This window comes from Dokdonella sp., from assembly GCF_041395345.1.
Classification (GTDB): Bacteria; Pseudomonadota; Gammaproteobacteria; order Xanthomonadales; family Rhodanobacteraceae; genus Dokdonella.
In genome coordinates this window covers 20367-36821 of record NZ_JAWLAR010000007.1, presented here as the reverse complement: position 1 = coordinate 36821, position 16455 = coordinate 20367, and the positions used below count along the sequence as shown (strand labels likewise).

General features: G+C 62.4%; 13 protein-coding genes. 10 read left to right on the top strand and 3 right to left on the bottom strand.

Going from position 1 to position 16455, the window contains the following annotated elements; genetic code table 11:
* Positions 1-33: 33 nt before the first annotated feature.
* The 3 genes from aat to trxB all read right to left on the bottom strand — a co-directional run bounded on the left by aat (position 34) and on the right by trxB (position 3049).
* Complete coding sequence (gene aat / locus R3F00_RS07770) at positions 34-819, bottom strand: leucyl/phenylalanyl-tRNA--protein transferase (RefSeq protein ID WP_371281209.1); 786 nt, start codon at positions 817-819, stop codon at positions 34-36.
* Positions 816-1973, bottom strand: a complete 1158-nt coding sequence (locus R3F00_RS07765; protein WP_371281208.1) for a GNAT family N-acetyltransferase — start codon at positions 1971-1973, stop codon at positions 816-818. Before R3F00_RS07765 ends, aat begins: the two co-directional genes overlap by 4 nt.
* Positions 1974-2086: 113 nt before the next feature.
* Positions 2087-3049: a thioredoxin-disulfide reductase gene (gene trxB, locus R3F00_RS07760; RefSeq protein ID WP_371281207.1), complete on the bottom strand. Its 963-nt coding sequence runs from the start codon at positions 3047-3049 to the stop codon at positions 2087-2089.
* 270 nt (positions 3050-3319) lie between these two features.
* Here trxB and ald point away from each other — a divergent pair, with 270 nt between their 5' ends.
* From ald to serS, 10 genes are all read left to right on the top strand, one after another.
* On the top strand, positions 3320-4387 hold the full coding sequence (gene ald / locus R3F00_RS07755; protein WP_371281206.1) for an alanine dehydrogenase: 1068 nt from the start codon (positions 3320-3322) through the stop codon (positions 4385-4387).
* A gap of 45 nt (positions 4388-4432) precedes the next feature.
* Positions 4433-6754, top strand: a complete 2322-nt coding sequence (locus tag R3F00_RS07750) for a DNA translocase FtsK (protein WP_371281204.1) — start codon at positions 4433-4435, stop codon at positions 6752-6754.
* Between the two features lie 292 nt (positions 6755-7046).
* A complete protein-coding gene (lolA, locus tag R3F00_RS07745) occupies positions 7047-7697 on the top strand; it encodes an outer membrane lipoprotein chaperone LolA (protein WP_371281203.1) in 651 nt (216 codons plus the stop codon).
* A 174-nt stretch (positions 7698-7871) separates the two neighbouring features.
* Positions 7872-8279, top strand: a complete 408-nt coding sequence (locus R3F00_RS07740; protein WP_371281202.1) for a MerR family transcriptional regulator — start codon at positions 7872-7874, stop codon at positions 8277-8279.
* Positions 8276-8950 carry a hypothetical protein gene (locus R3F00_RS07735; RefSeq protein WP_371281201.1) on the top strand — a complete coding sequence of 225 codons (675 nt, stop codon included), beginning with the start codon at positions 8276-8278 and terminating at the stop codon, positions 8948-8950. The genes R3F00_RS07740 and R3F00_RS07735 overlap by 4 nt, the downstream gene beginning before the upstream one ends.
* A 12-nt stretch (positions 8951-8962) precedes the next feature.
* Complete coding sequence (locus R3F00_RS07730; protein ID WP_371281200.1) at positions 8963-11320, top strand: heavy metal translocating P-type ATPase; 2358 nt, start codon at positions 8963-8965, stop codon at positions 11318-11320.
* 95 nt (positions 11321-11415) lie between these two features.
* The gene (locus R3F00_RS07725; RefSeq protein ID WP_371281199.1) at positions 11416-12765 is read left to right on the top strand and encodes a replication-associated recombination protein A; all 1350 of its coding nucleotides are present in this window, start codon (positions 11416-11418) and stop codon (positions 12763-12765) included.
* Positions 12762-14306: a D-alanyl-D-alanine carboxypeptidase/D-alanyl-D-alanine-endopeptidase gene (dacB, locus tag R3F00_RS07720; RefSeq protein ID WP_371281198.1), complete on the top strand. Its 1545-nt coding sequence runs from the start codon at positions 12762-12764 to the stop codon at positions 14304-14306. Before R3F00_RS07725 ends, dacB begins: the two co-directional genes overlap by 4 nt.
* 79 nt (positions 14307-14385) lie before the next feature.
* Positions 14386-14943, top strand: a complete 558-nt coding sequence (locus R3F00_RS07715; protein ID WP_371281197.1) for a hypothetical protein — start codon at positions 14386-14388, stop codon at positions 14941-14943.
* 95 nt (positions 14944-15038) lie between these two features.
* Positions 15039-16316, top strand: coding sequence for a serine--tRNA ligase (serS, locus tag R3F00_RS07710; RefSeq protein ID WP_371281196.1), 1278 nt, complete (start codon positions 15039-15041; stop codon positions 16314-16316).
* The last annotated feature ends 139 nt before the right edge of the window (positions 16317-16455 follow it).

Genomic DNA, 16455 nt, shown 5'->3' with positions numbered 1-16455 from the left:
TCAGATTTCCTGCGCGGCAAGTGGTGATCGGCGTCAGGATTCGGCGGTCGGGGTTGATCTGGTGCCTTCAGGCAGGTCGCCTGCGGCAGTGGCACCTCGGAGAAATTCACGGGCGACGAGCCCGTCCGCCCAATCCGTCCAGCGGCCAACCCGGCCGGGCTGGGCGATCAGGGAGGCGATGCGCCGATTGAAGTCGTCACGCCCGATCTCGAATGCGCCGAGTGTCTCGAGATGGTCCGAGCTGACCTGGGCATCAAGCAACGAGAATCCCTTCTCGCTCAATATCTTGCACAAGGAAAGCAGGGCGAGTTTGGATGCGTTGCTGCGCAGGCTGAACATCGACTCGCCGAAGAACATGCGACCAATGGCGACTCCGTATATGCCGCCCACGAGGCCATCGCCATCGCGGATTTCCAGCGAGTGCGCATATCCCTTGCGATGCAGCCGGATATAGGCCTCGAGCATGTCGTCCGTAATCCAGGTGCCGTCGCCATGGTGGCGTGGCGCAGCGCAATGACGCACGACTTCGTCGAACGACGTATCGATGCTGATTTTCCACGTGCAGGAGCGGATCCAGCGCCCGAGCCGACGCGGCACATGCGGGCTTGCGGTGGCAATGACCATGCGCGGGTCGGGCGACCACCATAGAATGGGCTGGCCTTCGGAGTACCAGGGAAAAATGCCGTGCGCGTAGGCCTCGATCAGGCGCTCGACGCTGAGGTCGCCGCCGAAGGCCAGCAATCCGTTGGGTTCTTCCAGCGCGGATTCAGCCGCTGGAAACGAAAGATCGCCGGTACGCAATTGCGGCAACCTGATCACTTCCTGTCCCCTTCCTCCGCCATGAACGGCGAATGTTGCATCAGATCCTGCTTGTAGGACGCCAGGGCCAGGGTCTCGCGGCGCATGGCATCGCCAATGGCGAGAGCGAAGCGCGGGTCGACAACATGATGGAACGAGCGCGTGGCTCGCGGCAGGAAGCCCCGCGCGATCTTGTGCTCACCCTGAGCTCCTGGCTCGAACCAGCGAAGCCCGTGCCGGATGCAGTACTCGATGCCCTGGTAGTAGCAGGCTTCAAAATGCAGTCCCGCGATCTGTTCATGCGTTCCCCAGTAACGCCCGTACAGGGTATCGCTGCTGCGAAGGCAGAGCGAAGCAGCAATGATCCGGCCTGCCTTGCGGCACAGGACCGCAACGACCTGACCCGGCATGGCCTGCCCGAGATGGCGGAAGAACGATTCGGTCAGGGCAGGGTGGTTGCCATGGGCGTCGAAAGTCGACAGATACAGCCGATGCAACGCGCCCCAGTCCGCTGGCTCGAGCTCGTCGCCGTGCCGGATCTCGCAGTGGACTCCCGCTGCGCCGACGTTGCGCCGTTCCTGGCGAATGTTCTTGCGCTTTTTCGGCTTCAGCGCGGCCAGGAATGCTTGGAAATCATCCCAGTCGTGATTTTTCCAGTGAAACTGCCAGTCCATGCGCGGCAGCCAGCGTGTGCCAGAAAGTGCGTCCGCACCGGGCGGATCGACGAAGTTGAGATGCGCAGAGGAAAGTCCCATCGAACGGGTCTGCTGTTCGATCGCCGCGATCAGTGCGCGCCGTCGGAGGTCGGATCCATCGCCGCTGCCGACCAGCAATCGTGGCCCGGTGACCGGCGAGTAGGGCACGGCACAAAGCAGTTTTGGGTAGTAGTCCAGACCATTGCGCTGGTACGCGGCAGCCCAGGACCAGTCGAACACGAATTCGCCGTGCGAGTTGCCCTTCAGATACAGCGGTGCGGCTGCAACAAGCGTTCCGCTTTCGTAAAGGCCGATCGGACATGCCTGCCAACCGTAGGCGGCCTGGATGCAGTCGTGCTGTTCGAGGCCAGCCAGGAAGGCATGGGAGACAAACGGGTTGTCGCTGTCAGCAAGAGCGTCCCATGCGCACGCATCGATCTCGCTTATGCCGTTGTGCAGGCGGATTTCGATGGGCGGCATGGGGATTCGCTGCGAGCAAGCTCTTCGTGGGAAGCGACTTTAGCCGCGATGCTCCTGTTTCCGAGAATCAAGACAATGCATCACGGCTGAAGCCGTGTCCTGATCGAGGGTTGTCAGCCGGCCAGGCCGAGCTTGTCGAGATACTTCTCCGCATCGAGGGCGGCCATGCAGCCGAAGCCTGCCGAAGTGACGGCCTGTCGGTAGACCTGGTCGGCAACATCGCCTGCGGCAAACACGCCCGGAACACTGGTGGCGGTGGCATTGCCTTCCAGACCGGTGCGTATCGTGATGTAGCCATTGCGCATGTCGAGCTGGCCTTCGAAGATGCCGGTGTTCGGCGTATGGCCGATGGCGACGAACATGCCGGTCACCGGCACGTCGCGCGTGGAGCCATCTTCGGTGCTCTTGACGCGCACTCCGGTGACTCCGGTCGAGTCGCCGAGAACCTCGTCCACGCTGTGGTTCCAGAGGATATCGATCTTTCCGGCCGCCTGTTTCTCGAACAGCTTGTCCTGCATGATCTTTTCGGCGCGAAGCTTGTCGCGGCGATGTATGAGGGTCACCTTGCTGGCGATGTTGGCCAGATACAGCGCCTCTTCGACCGCCGTGTTGCCTCCACCGATGACGGCCACTTCCTGGCCGCGGAAGAAGAATCCGTCACAGGTTGCGCAGGCCGAAACACCCTGGCCCTTGAATTTCTCCTCCGACTCCAGGCCGAGGTACATGGCCGTGGCGCCGGTGGCGATGATCAAGGCGTCGCAGGTGTATTCGCCGCTGTCGCCCTGCAGGTGAAACGGGCGCTGCTTGAGATCGACCGTGTGGATGTGATCGAAGACGATCTCCGTATCGAACCGTTCGGCATGTTTCTGCATGCGTTCCATCAGCGCAGGGCCCTGCAGGCCCTCGACATCGCCGGGCCAGTTGTCGACATCGGTCGTGGTCATCAACTGACCGCCCTGGGCCAGCCCGGTGATCATGGTCGGCTTGAGGTTTGCCCTCGCTGCATAGACCGCTGCAGAGTAGCCGGCCGGGCCGGTTCCAAGGATGAGCAGACGCGTGTGCTTCGGAGTCGTCATGTATAATCCCGACCGCTTTTCCGGCCTTTTGTTGTGGCGATTCTGTATCGTGCCTGCGCTTCGGGCTGTAGCCCGGAATTCGTCGGCACACCAAGGTTTCACGGCCGCAATGAACTTCGATCCATTGAACCGATCGTCGGCAGCGGTAGATGAGGATGGGGTGCCGGGACAGACGAATCAAGACTTGCCGTGCAATGACGTGGTTTGGCAGTTCGAATTACCCGCGCCGGCATCCGCATGGCGCGCTTATTGATCCAACTGGAGAATCAGATGCGTATCGGTATCCCATCCGAGACCAAGACCCTGGAGGGTCGCGTGGCCCTGGTGCCCGCGGCCTGTGCCGATCTTGTCCTGCGTGGACATGAAGTCTTCATCCAGTCAGGCGCTGGCACCAAGAGTGGCTTCAGCGATGACGACTTCGTCAAGAACGGGGTCAAGATCGTGGCTGATGCGGAAAAGCTCTATGAAGCGGGCGAGCTGATCGTCAAGGTCAAGGAGCCGATCGCCGGCGATCTGTCGCATCTGCGCAAGGATCATCTGCTGTTTTGCTACCTGCACCTTGCGGCCGAACCGGCCCTGACCCGGAGCCTGCTGGATATCGGACTGACCGGCATCGCCTTCGAGTCGGTCGAAGATGTCGACGGCAGCCTGCCGCTGCTCGCGCCGATGTCGATCATCGCCGGACGCATTGCGATCCAGGTCGGTACCCACTTGTTGCACCAGCCGGCCGGTGGCAAGGGCAAGCTGCTCGGCGGCCTGCCATCCACGGATCGCGGCAAGGTGGTCGTGCTCGGCGCCGGTGCTGCGGGCGGCAACTCGGCCGCACTGGCCGCCGCCGGTGGTGCCAACGTGATCGTTTTCGACAAGCGTCCCGATCGCCTTGCCCAGATGATGGCACTCGGCGCCAACGTGACGGCGCTCTATCCCTACGAGGAATACGTCGCTCGCGAACTGCGCTCGGCCGATCTCGTCGTTGGTGCGGTGCTGGTGCCGAGTGCACGTGCGCCGCGCGTGGTCACCGCGGCCATGGTCAAGGACATGGAGCCCGGCAGTGTGCTTGCCGACATCTCGATCGATCAGGGCGGTTGCTTTGAAACTTCGAAGCCGACCACCTGGAAGGACCCCACCTATGTCGTCGACGGAGTGACGCATTTCGCCGTGACCAACATGCCGGGTGCCGTGCCGCAGACCTCCTCGCAGGCCATCTCCGCGGCCATCCTGCCGTACGTGCAGCGTTTGGCCAGCGGACCGGCATGGCGTGACTATGCACCGCTCAAGGGTGGTATCAATGTCGACGCTGGCAACATCGTGCATCCCGCGCTCGAAGGTGTTGTTTGATTGAAAACAATAGCTTGCGCTGACATTTTAAGGTAACTTCTTTCTGTGGCGCGAGAATCGAAATCCAGAAACCCCACCCCGCTCGACGACAGGTTGCAACGTCGCCTGCGTGAGGTGGGCTTTCTGCTGCTGTTGCCAGTGGCGATCTACCTGTTTGCCTGCCTGTTCACCTACAGCCCGGCCGATCCGGGCTGGTCGCATGTCGGCGAGCCCGATCAGGTAGCCAATTTCGGCGGCAAGATCGGTGCCTATGCGGCCGATCTGCTGTTCTATTTCTTCGGTGCGCTGGCCTACGCGTTCCCGGCCTTGCTGTTGCTGGTAGGCGCCGTTGTCCTGCGCGGAGGCGGTGGCCCGGATCGCTCGCCCCTGGAGCCTGCCTTCCGTCTGGTCGGCGGCCTGGCCTTCTTTGTGGCCGGCTCGGGCCTTGCCTTTCTGCACTTTACCGAACCCAGTCAGTTGCCGGCCAAGGCCGGGGGCGTGCTCGGCGCCCTGATCGGCGGCTCGCTGATGAAGGGCTTTGGATTCCTCGGTGCAACCCTGTTCCTGCTGGCACTGTTCCTTATTGCAGTGACCCTCGCTACCGGATTGTCCTGGTTCAAGCTGATGGACTGGATCGGACGCAGCCTGCTCGCTGTGCTGGCCTGGGCACGCGAGCGCTCCAGGAAGGCGGAGGACTGGAGTGCGGCCCGTCAGGCCCGTGTCGAACGCGAAGTCGTGCGCAAGGTCGATACGATCCGTCAATCCAAACGCGAGCCGCTCAAGATCGAGCCGACTTTGGCTCCGATCGGAAAAAGCGATCGGGCCCGGCGCGAAACGCAGATTCCGTTGTTTGTCGGTTCATCCACGGAAGGCGAAGTGCCGCCATTGGCCCTGCTCGATGAACCCACTCAGCGCGTCACCGGCTATTCGCAGGAAACCCTGGATGCGCTGTCGCGCCAGGTCGAATTCAAGCTCAAGGATTTCCGCATCGACGCCGAGGTGGTCAGCGCGCATCCGGGACCGGTGATCACGCGGTTCGAGATGCAGCCAGCCCCGGGCGTCAAGGGCAGCCAGATATCGAGCCTGGACAAGGACATCGCGCGCGGCCTGTCCGTGCTCAGCGTGCGCGTGGTCGATGTGATTCCAGGCAAGTCGGTGATCGGTCTCGAGATTCCGAACGTCAACCGCGAGATCGTCTACCTCTCCGAAATCCTGCGTTCCGACAAGTACGACCTGATGAAGTCCCCGCTGGCTCTGGCACTTGGCAAGGACATTGGTGGCGCTCCCGTGGTCGTCGACCTCGGCAAGATGCCGCATCTGCTGGTTGCCGGCACGACCGGCTCGGGCAAGTCGGTGGCGCTCAATGCGATGGTCCTGAGTCTGCTGTACAAGGCCAACGCGGCCGATGTGCGCATGATCATGATCGATCCCAAGATGCTGGAACTGTCGGTTTACGAAGGCATTCCGCATCTGCTTGCTCCGGTTGTCACCGACATGAAGGAAGCGGCCAATGCCCTGCGCTGGTGCGTGGCCGAGATGGAGCGCCGCTACAAGCTCATGGCCGCCGTCGGCGTGCGCAACCTGGCCGGATTCAACAAGAAGGTTCGCGACGAAGAGGCCAAGGGTCAGCCCTTGCTGGACCCCTTGTTCAGGCCGGATGCCTCGCAACCCTCAATGAAGGCTGAGCCACTCAAGCCACTGCCGTATATCGTCGTCATCATCGACGAGTTCGCCGACATGATGATGATCGTCGGCAAGAAGGTCGAGGAACTCATAGCGCGACTGGCACAGAAGGCGCGCGCAGCCGGCGTACACCTGATCCTCGCAACCCAGCGTCCCTCCGTCGATGTCATCACCGGATTGATCAAGGCCAATATTCCCACCCGTATCGCTTTCCAGGTATCGAGCAAGATCGACTCGCGCACGATCCTTGACCAGTCCGGCGCGGAAACCCTGCTGGGTCATGGCGACATGCTTTACCTGCCACCCGGCACGGCGACACCCGAGCGAGTCCACGGTGCATTCGTAGACGACCATGAAGTGCACAAGGTCGTCGAATGGTTGCGCGCCCAGGGCAAGCCCGACTACATCGATGGCGTGCTCGAGGAAACCCAGACCATGGCCGATGGCAAGATCATCGGCGAGACGGGATTGCCGCAGGATGCAGCCGATGCCGAAGGCGGCGAAGACGCGGTCCTCTACGACAAGGCCGTGCGCATCGTCACCGAAACCCGGCGCGCCTCGATTTCCGGCGTGCAGCGGCATCTGCGTATCGGCTACAACCGGGCCGCACGCCTGATCGAACAGATGGAGCGCGATGGTGTCGTCAGCGGGCCCGAGCATAACGGCAACCGGACCGTGATTGCACCGCCGCCACCGCGCGATTGATTCCAGCCGCGAGGATCCGCACGTTGGCTGGTGAACTGGCAAGCCGCGCTTCAGCAAAGCCGTGGGATTCTGAGTGGAATGAAAAGGTCCATGCGCCAATCTCTACACGTCCTCACCTCGGCGAAAGCCGAAATTCTTCTTGATTCCGTGCACCACTTGAATGCATCCCGGTTCGACTGCGCATTCGGGTAGTGAAGGACGCCAGGATGACAAGCGGTTGGGTCAAAGCCGTTCGATTCCGGGCCCGTTCAAGGCCTCGCTATCGAACAAAACCGATTCAAGGAGTTTCCCGATGCTTCGCGCCATGATGGTGTTGACCTGTCTAGTTGCATCCGCCTCCACAGCAGCGGAATCCGCACGCTCTCGCCTTGAGTCGTTCTCGCAGGGCATCCAGACCATCAGCGGTCGCTTCGAGCAGTCCGTTATCGGGGCCAGCGGCAGTCGCGGTGAAGTGTCGTCAGGCACCTTGGCGCTCAAGGCGCCACGTCAGTTTCGCTGGCAAACCCTGACCCCCTACGAACAGCTGATCATCGCCGACGGCAACCGGGTATGGGTCTACGATCCGGATCTGGAACAGGTCAGCGTGCGCAGCCAGGGAACAGAGGAGGCGCACAGTCCGCTGTCGGTGCTGACCGACTTGTCCCGGCTGGACGCCGAATTCACGGCCAGCGAAACCGGTGAGCGAGACGGTCTCGAATGGCTGAGGCTGGTTTCCAGGGCGAACGAACCCGAATTCGCCTTTGCGGAACTCGGCTTCGGAGCGCAGGGGCTGGAGCAGATGCGTTTCGAGGACGCCCTCGGCAATACCACCGAGATTCTTTTTTCGGACTGGAAGCGGGATCCGAAACTCGCCGTGGATGCGTTCTCGTTTACGCCGCCGGCGGGCGTCGATGTCGTCGGCGATCCGGGTAACGATGCCGAGGTCTTTCCGATCGCTGACTGATGCGAGCGAGCCTTGCCCGGGCCTCGCTGGCCCGAAACTGACTGCCAGCTGAATCCGCAAAGTCTGGCCCTTGACTCTGGACCATGGTCCAGGGTGCATGCTGGCGACCACGGATTCCGCCAGGAACTGGGCAAGCAGTCCCGGCAATCCGATCCAGACTGATCGGAGGCAAGCATGACCCAATTCGCCATAGGCCAACTCGCCAGTGCGGCAGGTGTCGGCATCGACACGGTGCGCTATTACGAGCGCAGTGGCTTGCTCAAGCCCGCCAAACGCACGGCGTCAGGCTACCGCAAGTACGGAGATAGCGAACTTGATCGTCTCAATTTCATTCGCGGTGCCCAGCATCTCGGATTCAGCCTGAATGAAATAGCCGAATTGCTGGCCATCAGCAGTCGCGGCGACGTCAAGGCCATGTATGAGGCCGCCAAGCTGCGCCTGGCTGATATCGATCACCGCATTTCAGAACTGCAGCGCATGCGCGCTGCCCTGGTCAACCTGATGTCGGGTTGTCCGCAAGAAGGCATGCCGGGGGATTGTCCTATCCTGCGGGCGTTGCTCAACAAGGAGTCTTCACAATGAAAGTCCTCAACACGGTTGCCCGAATGGGAGAGATCGAGTCGCGTGAAGCAAGCCGTCTTTGCTGCCTGACGCGTGTCAATGTGCTGTTGAGGGCGCTGCGCGCCCGTCATCAGCATTCCGTTGACTCACGCCTTTCCGGCGACCCGGCCAAGAGCGAGATCCTGGTCGACGAGCCACACGCGCCAAGCCTGCACGACGTATTCGCCGCCGAGCTCGAGGCGTCGGTTGCTGCAGAGGCATCACCGGCTGGCGGAGTCGCTGAGACCGGGATCGCATACGACAGCCCGCGGGAAATTGCCCGGGCCAGGCTGGTATTCGCAGCAAGTCTGGCCATTCCACTGCTGCTCATCGCAGCGAGCCTTGCCGTATTCGAAGGGCAGCTCGGGCAAGCTTCAACGTCTCTTCTCAAATTTTCCGCGCTCGCTCTGGCCACGCCGCTTGTCCTGGCCATGGCCAGCAATGCACTCGCAACGGGTTGGCGCGGGCTGCGTGCCCATCCCGCGCTGAGCCTGACAGGAGTTGCTGCCACGACCGACTACGCGGCCGGCGCTTTCGCCCTGTCATTGCCGAGTGCTGGCACTTCACCGGCGCTCACTTTCGCGCTGGCGGGCCTGCTGGTCGTGGCGGTGCGCCTGGCCCACTGGGTCCGCCTGCGTTGGGCAACGTCCTAGCGAAATACGGTCATGACTGACCGCCGGAACGGGAGGCGCCACGGACACCGGCATGACGGGGTCGACGGGAATCCCGCTGCCACATCGGACAGGGATCCTGTCTGTGGCATGACGGTCAATCCGCAGACGGCGAAGCACAGTGCAGGCCACGCCGGCCAGACTTATCACTTCTGTTCGGCGGGCTGCAGACAGAAGTTCATGGCTGATCCGGAGCGGGTTCTCCACCCTGGGCAAGCCACGGCCGAGGGCGCTGCGGACGAGCGCGCGATCCATACCTGTCCGATGCATCCGGAGATCCGCCAGCAGGGTCCGGGAAGTTGCCCGAAATGCGGCATGGCCCTCGAAGCACTGGTGCCGACCGGCGACGAGATCGACAGTGAACTGCTGCAGGTTCGACGCAGGTTCCTGATCGCCTCGGTGCTGGCTCTGCCCCTGTTGCTGACAGCCATGGGCCCGCACCTGCTCGGTCTGCACTTCGATGCCGGCACCTCGACAATTCTGCGCTGGGCGGAATTCCTGCTGGCCACGCCGCTGGTGCTGTGGCTCGGCGCTGCCTACTACCTGCGTGGATGGAAGGGTCTGCTGGCCGCGTCGCCCAACATGTATACCCTGATCGGGCTGGGCGTTCTGGTCGCCTACGGATTCAGTCTGGCTGCCATGTTCGCTCCAGGCGTCTTTCCCGAGTCGATGCAAGACATGCATGGCGACGTGCCGTTCTACTTCGAGGCGGCTGGTGTGATCATCGCCCTGGTCCTGCTCGGCGAATGGCTGGAATTGCGCGCACGTGGCAAGACATCCGCTGCCATTCGGCGTCTGCTCGATCTCGCACCGAAAATCGCGCATCGCGTCAGCGACGCCGGTGACGAAGAGGACATTCCGCTGGCCCAGGTCAGTGTTGGCGATCGCCTGCGCACTCGGCCTGGCGAAAAAATTCCGGTCGACGGCACCGTCATCGAGGGCAGCAGCAGCGTCGACGAGTCGATGCTGAGCGGCGAGCCGATTGCGGTCAGCAAGAACGCCGGCGACCCGGTCACCGGCGGCACCATCAATGGCACCGGCAGTCTGCTCATGCGTGCCGAAAAAGTCGGCAATGAAACGGTGCTTGCGCAGATCGTCGACATGGTCGCAAAGGCGCAGCGCTCGAAGGCACCCTTGCAGCGGTTGGCCGACAAGGTCTCGGTCTGGTTTGTGCCCACCGTTGTCGCGATTGCTGTCGCTGCTTTCATTGCCTGGTATGCCTTTGGCCCCGAGCCCCGGCTTGCCCATGCGATCGTCAACGCGGTCGCGGTCCTCATCATTGCGTGTCCCTGCGCGCTGGGCCTGGCCACGCCGATCTCGATCATGGTGGCCAGCGGACGGGGCGCCGAGATGGGCGTGCTGTTCCGCGAAGCGGCGGCAATCGAAAGCCTGAGCCACGTCGATACCCTGGTGCTCGACAAGACCGGCACGATTACCGAAGGCAAGCCGAAGCTGACCGATGTGGTCGCCGCCGAGGGATTCGTCGAGACCGATGTACTTGCCATGGCGGCCAGCCTGGAATCGGCCAGCGAACATCCGCTCGCCCGCGCAGTATTGCAGGGCGCGAAAGATCGCGACATTGCGATACACAAGACCGATGGCTTTGATTCCGTGACGGGAGAGGGTGTGCGCGGCGAAGTCGAGGGAAGAAAGATCGCGTTGGGCAATGCCAGATTGATGGCCAGCACCACGACTCCGGATGCTCTGGCTGACAAGGCTGATGCACTGCGCAACGAGGCCAAGACCGTCATGTTCGTGGCAGTTGACGGCAAGCTGGCCGGCTTGATCGCCGTGCAGGATCCCATCAAGCCAGACGCAGTCGAAACGCTGAATGCGCTCAAGGCCGAAGGCTTGCGCCTGGTCATGCTGACTGGCGACAACGAAGCAACGGCAAGGGCGGTGGCGGCAGTACTGCCTCTCGACGAGGTACGAGCCGGAATTTCACCCAAAGACAAGGCTGATGCCATCGCAGAAATGCAGAAGGCCGGTGCCCGCGTGGCCATGGCTGGCGACGGTATCAATGATGCGCCCGCACTCGCCGCGGCCGATGTCGGCATTGCCATGGGCAATGGCACCGATATCGCCATGGAGAGTGCGCAGGTCACCCTGGTCAAGGGCGAATTGGGCGGCATCCTGCGTGCGCGACGCCTTTCAGCGGCAGCCGTGCGCAACATCCATCAGAACCTGTGCTTTGCATTCGGCTACAACGCGCTGGGTGTGCCGATTGCGGCGGGTATCCTCTATCCGTTCTTCGGACTGCTGCTGAGTCCGGTCATCGCAGCGGCGGCGATGAGTTTCTCGTCGGTTTCGGTGATCAGCAACGCATTGCGCCTGCGCGGCACAAAGCTCTGAATCGGGCAGCCTGCAGGCAGCGAATTGCATCGGAACATGAACGGGAAAGAGCCCGCCGGCGCGGACCACGCCATGCTTTTCCGTATCATGGCGGCATGGCCCGAAAGAAGACCGTCGAAACCGCCGCCCTGTTTGCCGAACCGGAAGGGCTGAAACCGCTCGCCGAACGCATGCGGCCGCGCACACTCGACGAAATCGTCGGGCAGACACGTCTTTTGGAGACTGGCAAGCCCCTGCGGCGGGCGATCGAGAACGGCAAGCTGCACTCGATGATCCTCTGGGGTCCCCCCGGATGCGGCAAGACCACGCTGGCCCTGCTGCTGGCGCAGTATGCGGAGGCGGAGTTCAAGGCAATCTCGGCGGTGCTGTCGGGATTGCCGGATGTGCGTGCCGCGTTGGCGGATGCAGAAAGCGTATTCGGGCAAGGCCGGCGAACCGTCCTGTTCGTCGACGAAGTGCACCGCTTCAACAAGGTCCAGCAGGACGCGTTCCTGCCGCACATCGAGCGAGGTGTGATCATCCTGGTCGGGGCGACCACCGAAAATCCCTCGTTCGAGCTCAACTCGGCGCTGCTCTCACGCTGTCGCGTGCATGTGCTCGAGTCACTCACGAATGATCAGATAGTCGAGGCGCTCAAGCGTGCACTGGCCGAACCCGAACGCGGACTCGGCGAAATGAATCTTCAAGTTCAAGAGGATTCGTTGGCCCTGATTGCACGCGCGGCGGATGGCGATGTCCGCCGTGCCTTGACCCTGCTTGAAATCGCGTCGGAGCTGGCTGATGAGGGGCGCATCGACGAAGGTACCCTGACCCAGGTGCTGGCCGATCGTACTCGCCGTTTCGACAAGGGTGGCGAACAGTTCTACGACCAGATTTCAGCCTTGCACAAGTCGGTGCGTTCGTCCGACCCGGATGCCGCGCTTTACTGGCTGACGCGCATGCTCGACGGCGGTGTCGATCCGGCCTACCTCGCGCGTCGGCTGACACGCATGGCGATCGAGGATATCGGCCTGGCCGATCCGCGTGCGCTGAGCCTGGCCCTGGAGGCCTGGAACACCTGGGAGCGTCTTGGTTCGCCGGAAGGTGAGCTGGCGTTTGCCGAATTGGCCATCTATCTGGCGATTGCAGCGAAAAGCAACGCAGCCTATGCCGCCTTCAACGCGGCGCGTGCCGAAGTGCGCGCGAACGGAACCCGCGAGGTGCCGATGCATCTGCGCAACGCGCCGACCAGACTGATGAAGGGGCTCGGTTACGGCAAGGGCTATCAATATGATCCGGATGTTGAAGACGGGGTAGCGCTGGATCAGCAATGCCTGCCCGATGGATTGACGCAGACCGAATTCTACCAACCCGTGGATCGCGGGCTGGAGCTGAAGATTGGCGAGAAGCTCAAGGCCTTGCGCGCAGCGCGACGTGACGCACGGCACAGGGAGGGGCAGGAATGAGGCGATGGATCGCGATGGTATTTGCGCTGCAGTTCGGATTGGTCGCGTCGGTGCAAGCTCAGGAGACGCAGGACACGGCTGCGCCCGGTTCCGCCATCGCCAAGCTTACCCGGGACATCGACGCCCATATTGGCGATGCTGCGTTTGCGGATGCGTCCTGGGGCATAAAGGTGGTCTCGCTCGACACGGGCAAGACGCTGTACGCGCACAACCCGGACAAGCTGTTCGTGCCGGCCTCAACGGCCAAGCTCTACACCGCTGCATTGGCGCTGGATACGTTCGGCTCCGACCACCGGATTGCCACGACCTTGTTCGCGACCGAAAAGACGCGACGCAGCGGTGAAATCTGGGGCGATCTCGTGCTGGTCGGCTATGGCGATCCGACCCTGGGCTTCGACAAGCGCAGTTCATGGGCGGACGTCCTGGCCACTGCATTGCGCAAGACCGGCACGACCGAGGTGCGCGGCTCGCTGATCGCCGACGCTACCTGGTTCGCAGCGCCGCTGTACGGCAGTGGCTGGGAAGCGGCGGATTTGCAGAGCTGGTTCGGTGCGCCGGTTTCGGCCCTGAGTGTCGACGAGAATATTGTCAGAGTCGAAGTACGACCTGCGCCACAGCCCGGTGCGAATGCCCGGATCGCATTCGAACCGCCGGGATCGGCACCGATCCTGATCAACAACCTGCGCACCCTGCGTGCGCCGGCTCCGACCGACATCAGTCTCTATCGTGCGCCCGGTAGCGAGGTACTGCATGCATTCGGCACGATTGCGAGCAACGCCGCGCCGCAGTTCTATCGCCAGGCCTTGCACGATCCTGCCCTGATAGCGGCAGAGCAGTTGCGCGCGGCGCTGTTGCGCCAGGGCGTCGTGGTCAAGGGCAAGTCGCGCAGTGTCTACTGGCCAGAGCACGACGACGCACTGTCGTCCGACAAGCTCCATCGGATCGCCGATGTCTGGTCGCCACCGCTTTCGGAAATCGTCACCCGCGGGCTCAAGGTTTCGCAAAACCTCTATCTGCAAAACCTCCTGTTGATGGTAGGTGCCAAGGCGGCCGAAGAGGAAAAGCTTGCGGGCAGGGAATCGCCCGTCTTCAGGTCGACCGAATCGCGAGGCATCGAGGCCTTGCGTCGGTTTCTGCAGCGCATCGGCGTACCGATGGAGGGTGTCCTGATCGAAGACGGCCCGGGACTTTCGCGGCGCGACCTGACCTCGGCATCAGCCCTGACCAGCCTGTTGCTGCACATGGGCGATGCGCCGAACGGCCTTGCATTTCGCCAGGGGCTGCCCGAAGCGGGTGTGGATGGCTCACTGACCTGGCGCATGCGCAACAGCGCCGCAAAGGGACGCATACACGCCAAGACCGGGACCATGGCCTATACCTATGCGCTGGCCGGCTACGCGCAGACGGCTGCCAACGAGCGACTGGCCTTCACGATCCTGCTCAACAACTATCGTCGCCCGCGCGGCTCCGACCGGGCGTCGGCCGAACTGGACGAAATCGCAATCCTTCTTGCCGAGCTGAACGAGCGCAGCGCTCCATGAGTTGACAGCGCTGCAGCGCAGCTTGCCCTGCCATCCGGCTGGGTTTAGCGTTCAGCGACCATCCTGGGAGGGGATTCATATGCGTATTCTGATTGCCGCCGTACTCGGTACCGTCATCATGTTCGCCTGGGGTTTCGTGGCCCACATGCTGCTGCCCATCGGCGAGATGGGCATGCAGCAACCGCAGAGTGAAGACGCGGTTCTCGAAGGCGTGAAGACCGGCATGCCGACACCCGGAATCTACATGCTGCCGAGCCTTGATCCGGAGAAATGGGGCGACGAAGCGGCCATGGCTCCGTGGGTGGAGAAGGCCAAGGCCAATCCATTTGTCTATGTTGTCGTGTCGTCGCCCTTGAGCGACCCGGCCGGAATGGGTCCGCAACTGGTCAAGCAGATTGGCAGCGATTTCCTCGGTTGCCTGATCGCAGCGTGGCTGCTTGCGGCCACCGCCTGGGGTTTCGGTGGTCGTGTACTTGGAGCCGCCGGAATGGGCCTGTTTGCCTGGACCGCCTCGATCGTTCCAATGTGGAACTGGTACCGCTTTCCGGCCGACTTCATGATCGGCGGTTTGATCGAGCAGGGCGTGGGCTGGCTGCTGGCCGGCATAGGCATCGCCTGGTGGCTGGGTCGTAAATAGGCGCCCACAGGGTAGCCAAGCTGTTCCGCGGATTTGCGGCAAACAGGGTGGCGCGGCGATAATCCGCGCCCCCTTGTTTTTCTTGGATTTTCTTCATGCTTGATCCAGCCCTCCTGCGTGGACAGCTCGATGTCGTCGCCCGGCGCCTCGCCACACGAGGCTACGCGCTCGACACGGCCGCCATCGAATCGCTGGAGTCGCAGCGCAAGGCCGTCCAGGTCGAGACACAGGAACTGCAGAACACGCGCAACACGCGCTCCAAGGCCATCGGCATGGCCAAGGGCAAGGGCGAAGACACCACCGCACTGATGGCAGAGGTGGCTGAAATCGCCGACCAGCTCAAGGCCAACGAACAGCGACTGGCCGACATCCAGCAACAGATTGCGGCGATCACGCTGGGCATCCCGAATCTTCCCGACGAATCGGTGCCGCAAGGTGCGGACGAAGCCGGCAATGTCGAACAGCATCGCTGGGGTACGCCGCGGATCTTCGATTTCGCGATCAAGGATCACGTCGAACTCGGTGCGCACAAGGGCTGGCTGGATGGCGAAGTCGCGGCCAAGCTTTCCGGATCAAGATTTACCGTCCTGCGCGGTGAACTTGCACGTCTGCATCGCGCCCTGGCCCATTTCATGCTCGACCTGCATACCGAAGAACATGCCTACGTCGAAACCAATGTGCCGCTGATCGTCAACACGGAATCCATGCAGGGTACCGGGCAGTTGCCCAAATTCGAGGAAGACCTGTTCTCGATCGAGGTCAACGAATCGAAGCGATATCTGATCCCTACTTCCGAAGTGCCGCTGACGAATATCGTGCGCGACACCATCACCGATGCCGAACAGCTGCCAATGCGAATGACGGCGCATTCGCTCTGCTTTCGCGCCGAAGCCGGCTCGGGGGGGCGCGACGTGCGCGGCATGATCCGCCAGCACCAGTTCGAGAAGGTCGAACTGGTCAGTATCAGCAAGCCGCACGAGAGCGACGATGAACACGAGCGCATGACGCGCAGCGCCGAAATCGTGCTCGAGAGGCTGGGCTTGCCGTACCGGCGTATGCTGCTGTGCACGGGCGACATGGGCTTCGCCGCGGCCAAGACTTTCGACCTCGAAGTCTGGCTGCCGAGCCAGAACACCTATCGCGAAATATCTTCGTGCTCGAACTGCGGTGATTTCCAGGCCCGTCGCATGCTTGCGCGCTGGCGCAATCCGGAATCGAACAAGCCCGAGCTTGTGCATACCCTGAATGGATCCGGCACTGCCGTCGGCCGCGCCCTGATCGCCGTGATGGAGAACTACCAGAACGCCGACGGCTCGATCGACGTCCCCGAAGTGCTGTTGCCCTACATGGGCGGAATTACGCGTTTGAGCTGATCGGATCTGCTGCGTCGAGGAATCGACGCTCTCGCTCCAAGGGTCGGATTGGCGACTGGCGGAAACACGAACTCCCGGGAAGCCCGGTATCCACATTCTCCCGCCGTCTGCTCTTTTTCGGGCGCCTCTTGGGCAGTCC

Bases quoted from the DNA above. Each gene is read 5' to 3' on its own strand.
- R3F00_RS07765 (WP_371281208.1), bottom strand. From the start codon at position 1,973: ATGCCGCCCATCGAAATCCGCCTGCACAACGGCATAAGCGAGATCGAT.
- trxB (WP_371281207.1), bottom strand. From the start codon at position 3,049: ATGACGACTCCGAAGCACACGCGTCTGCTCATCCTTGGAACCGGCCCG.
- ald (WP_371281206.1), top strand. From the start codon at position 3,320: ATGCGTATCGGTATCCCATCCGAGACCAAGACCCTGGAGGGTCGCGTG.
- lolA (WP_371281203.1), top strand. From the start codon at position 7,047: ATGCTTCGCGCCATGATGGTGTTGACCTGTCTAGTTGCATCCGCCTCC.
- R3F00_RS07740 (WP_371281202.1), top strand. From the start codon at position 7,872: ATGACCCAATTCGCCATAGGCCAACTCGCCAGTGCGGCAGGTGTCGGC.
- R3F00_RS07735 (WP_371281201.1), top strand. From the start codon at position 8,276: ATGAAAGTCCTCAACACGGTTGCCCGAATGGGAGAGATCGAGTCGCGT.
- R3F00_RS07730 (WP_371281200.1), top strand. From the start codon at position 8,963: ATGACTGACCGCCGGAACGGGAGGCGCCACGGACACCGGCATGACGGG.
- R3F00_RS07725 (WP_371281199.1), top strand. From the start codon at position 11,416: ATGGCCCGAAAGAAGACCGTCGAAACCGCCGCCCTGTTTGCCGAACCG.
- dacB (WP_371281198.1), top strand. From the start codon at position 12,762: ATGAGGCGATGGATCGCGATGGTATTTGCGCTGCAGTTCGGATTGGTC.
- R3F00_RS07715 (WP_371281197.1), top strand. From the start codon at position 14,386: ATGCGTATTCTGATTGCCGCCGTACTCGGTACCGTCATCATGTTCGCC.
- serS (WP_371281196.1), top strand. From the start codon at position 15,039: ATGCTTGATCCAGCCCTCCTGCGTGGACAGCTCGATGTCGTCGCCCGG.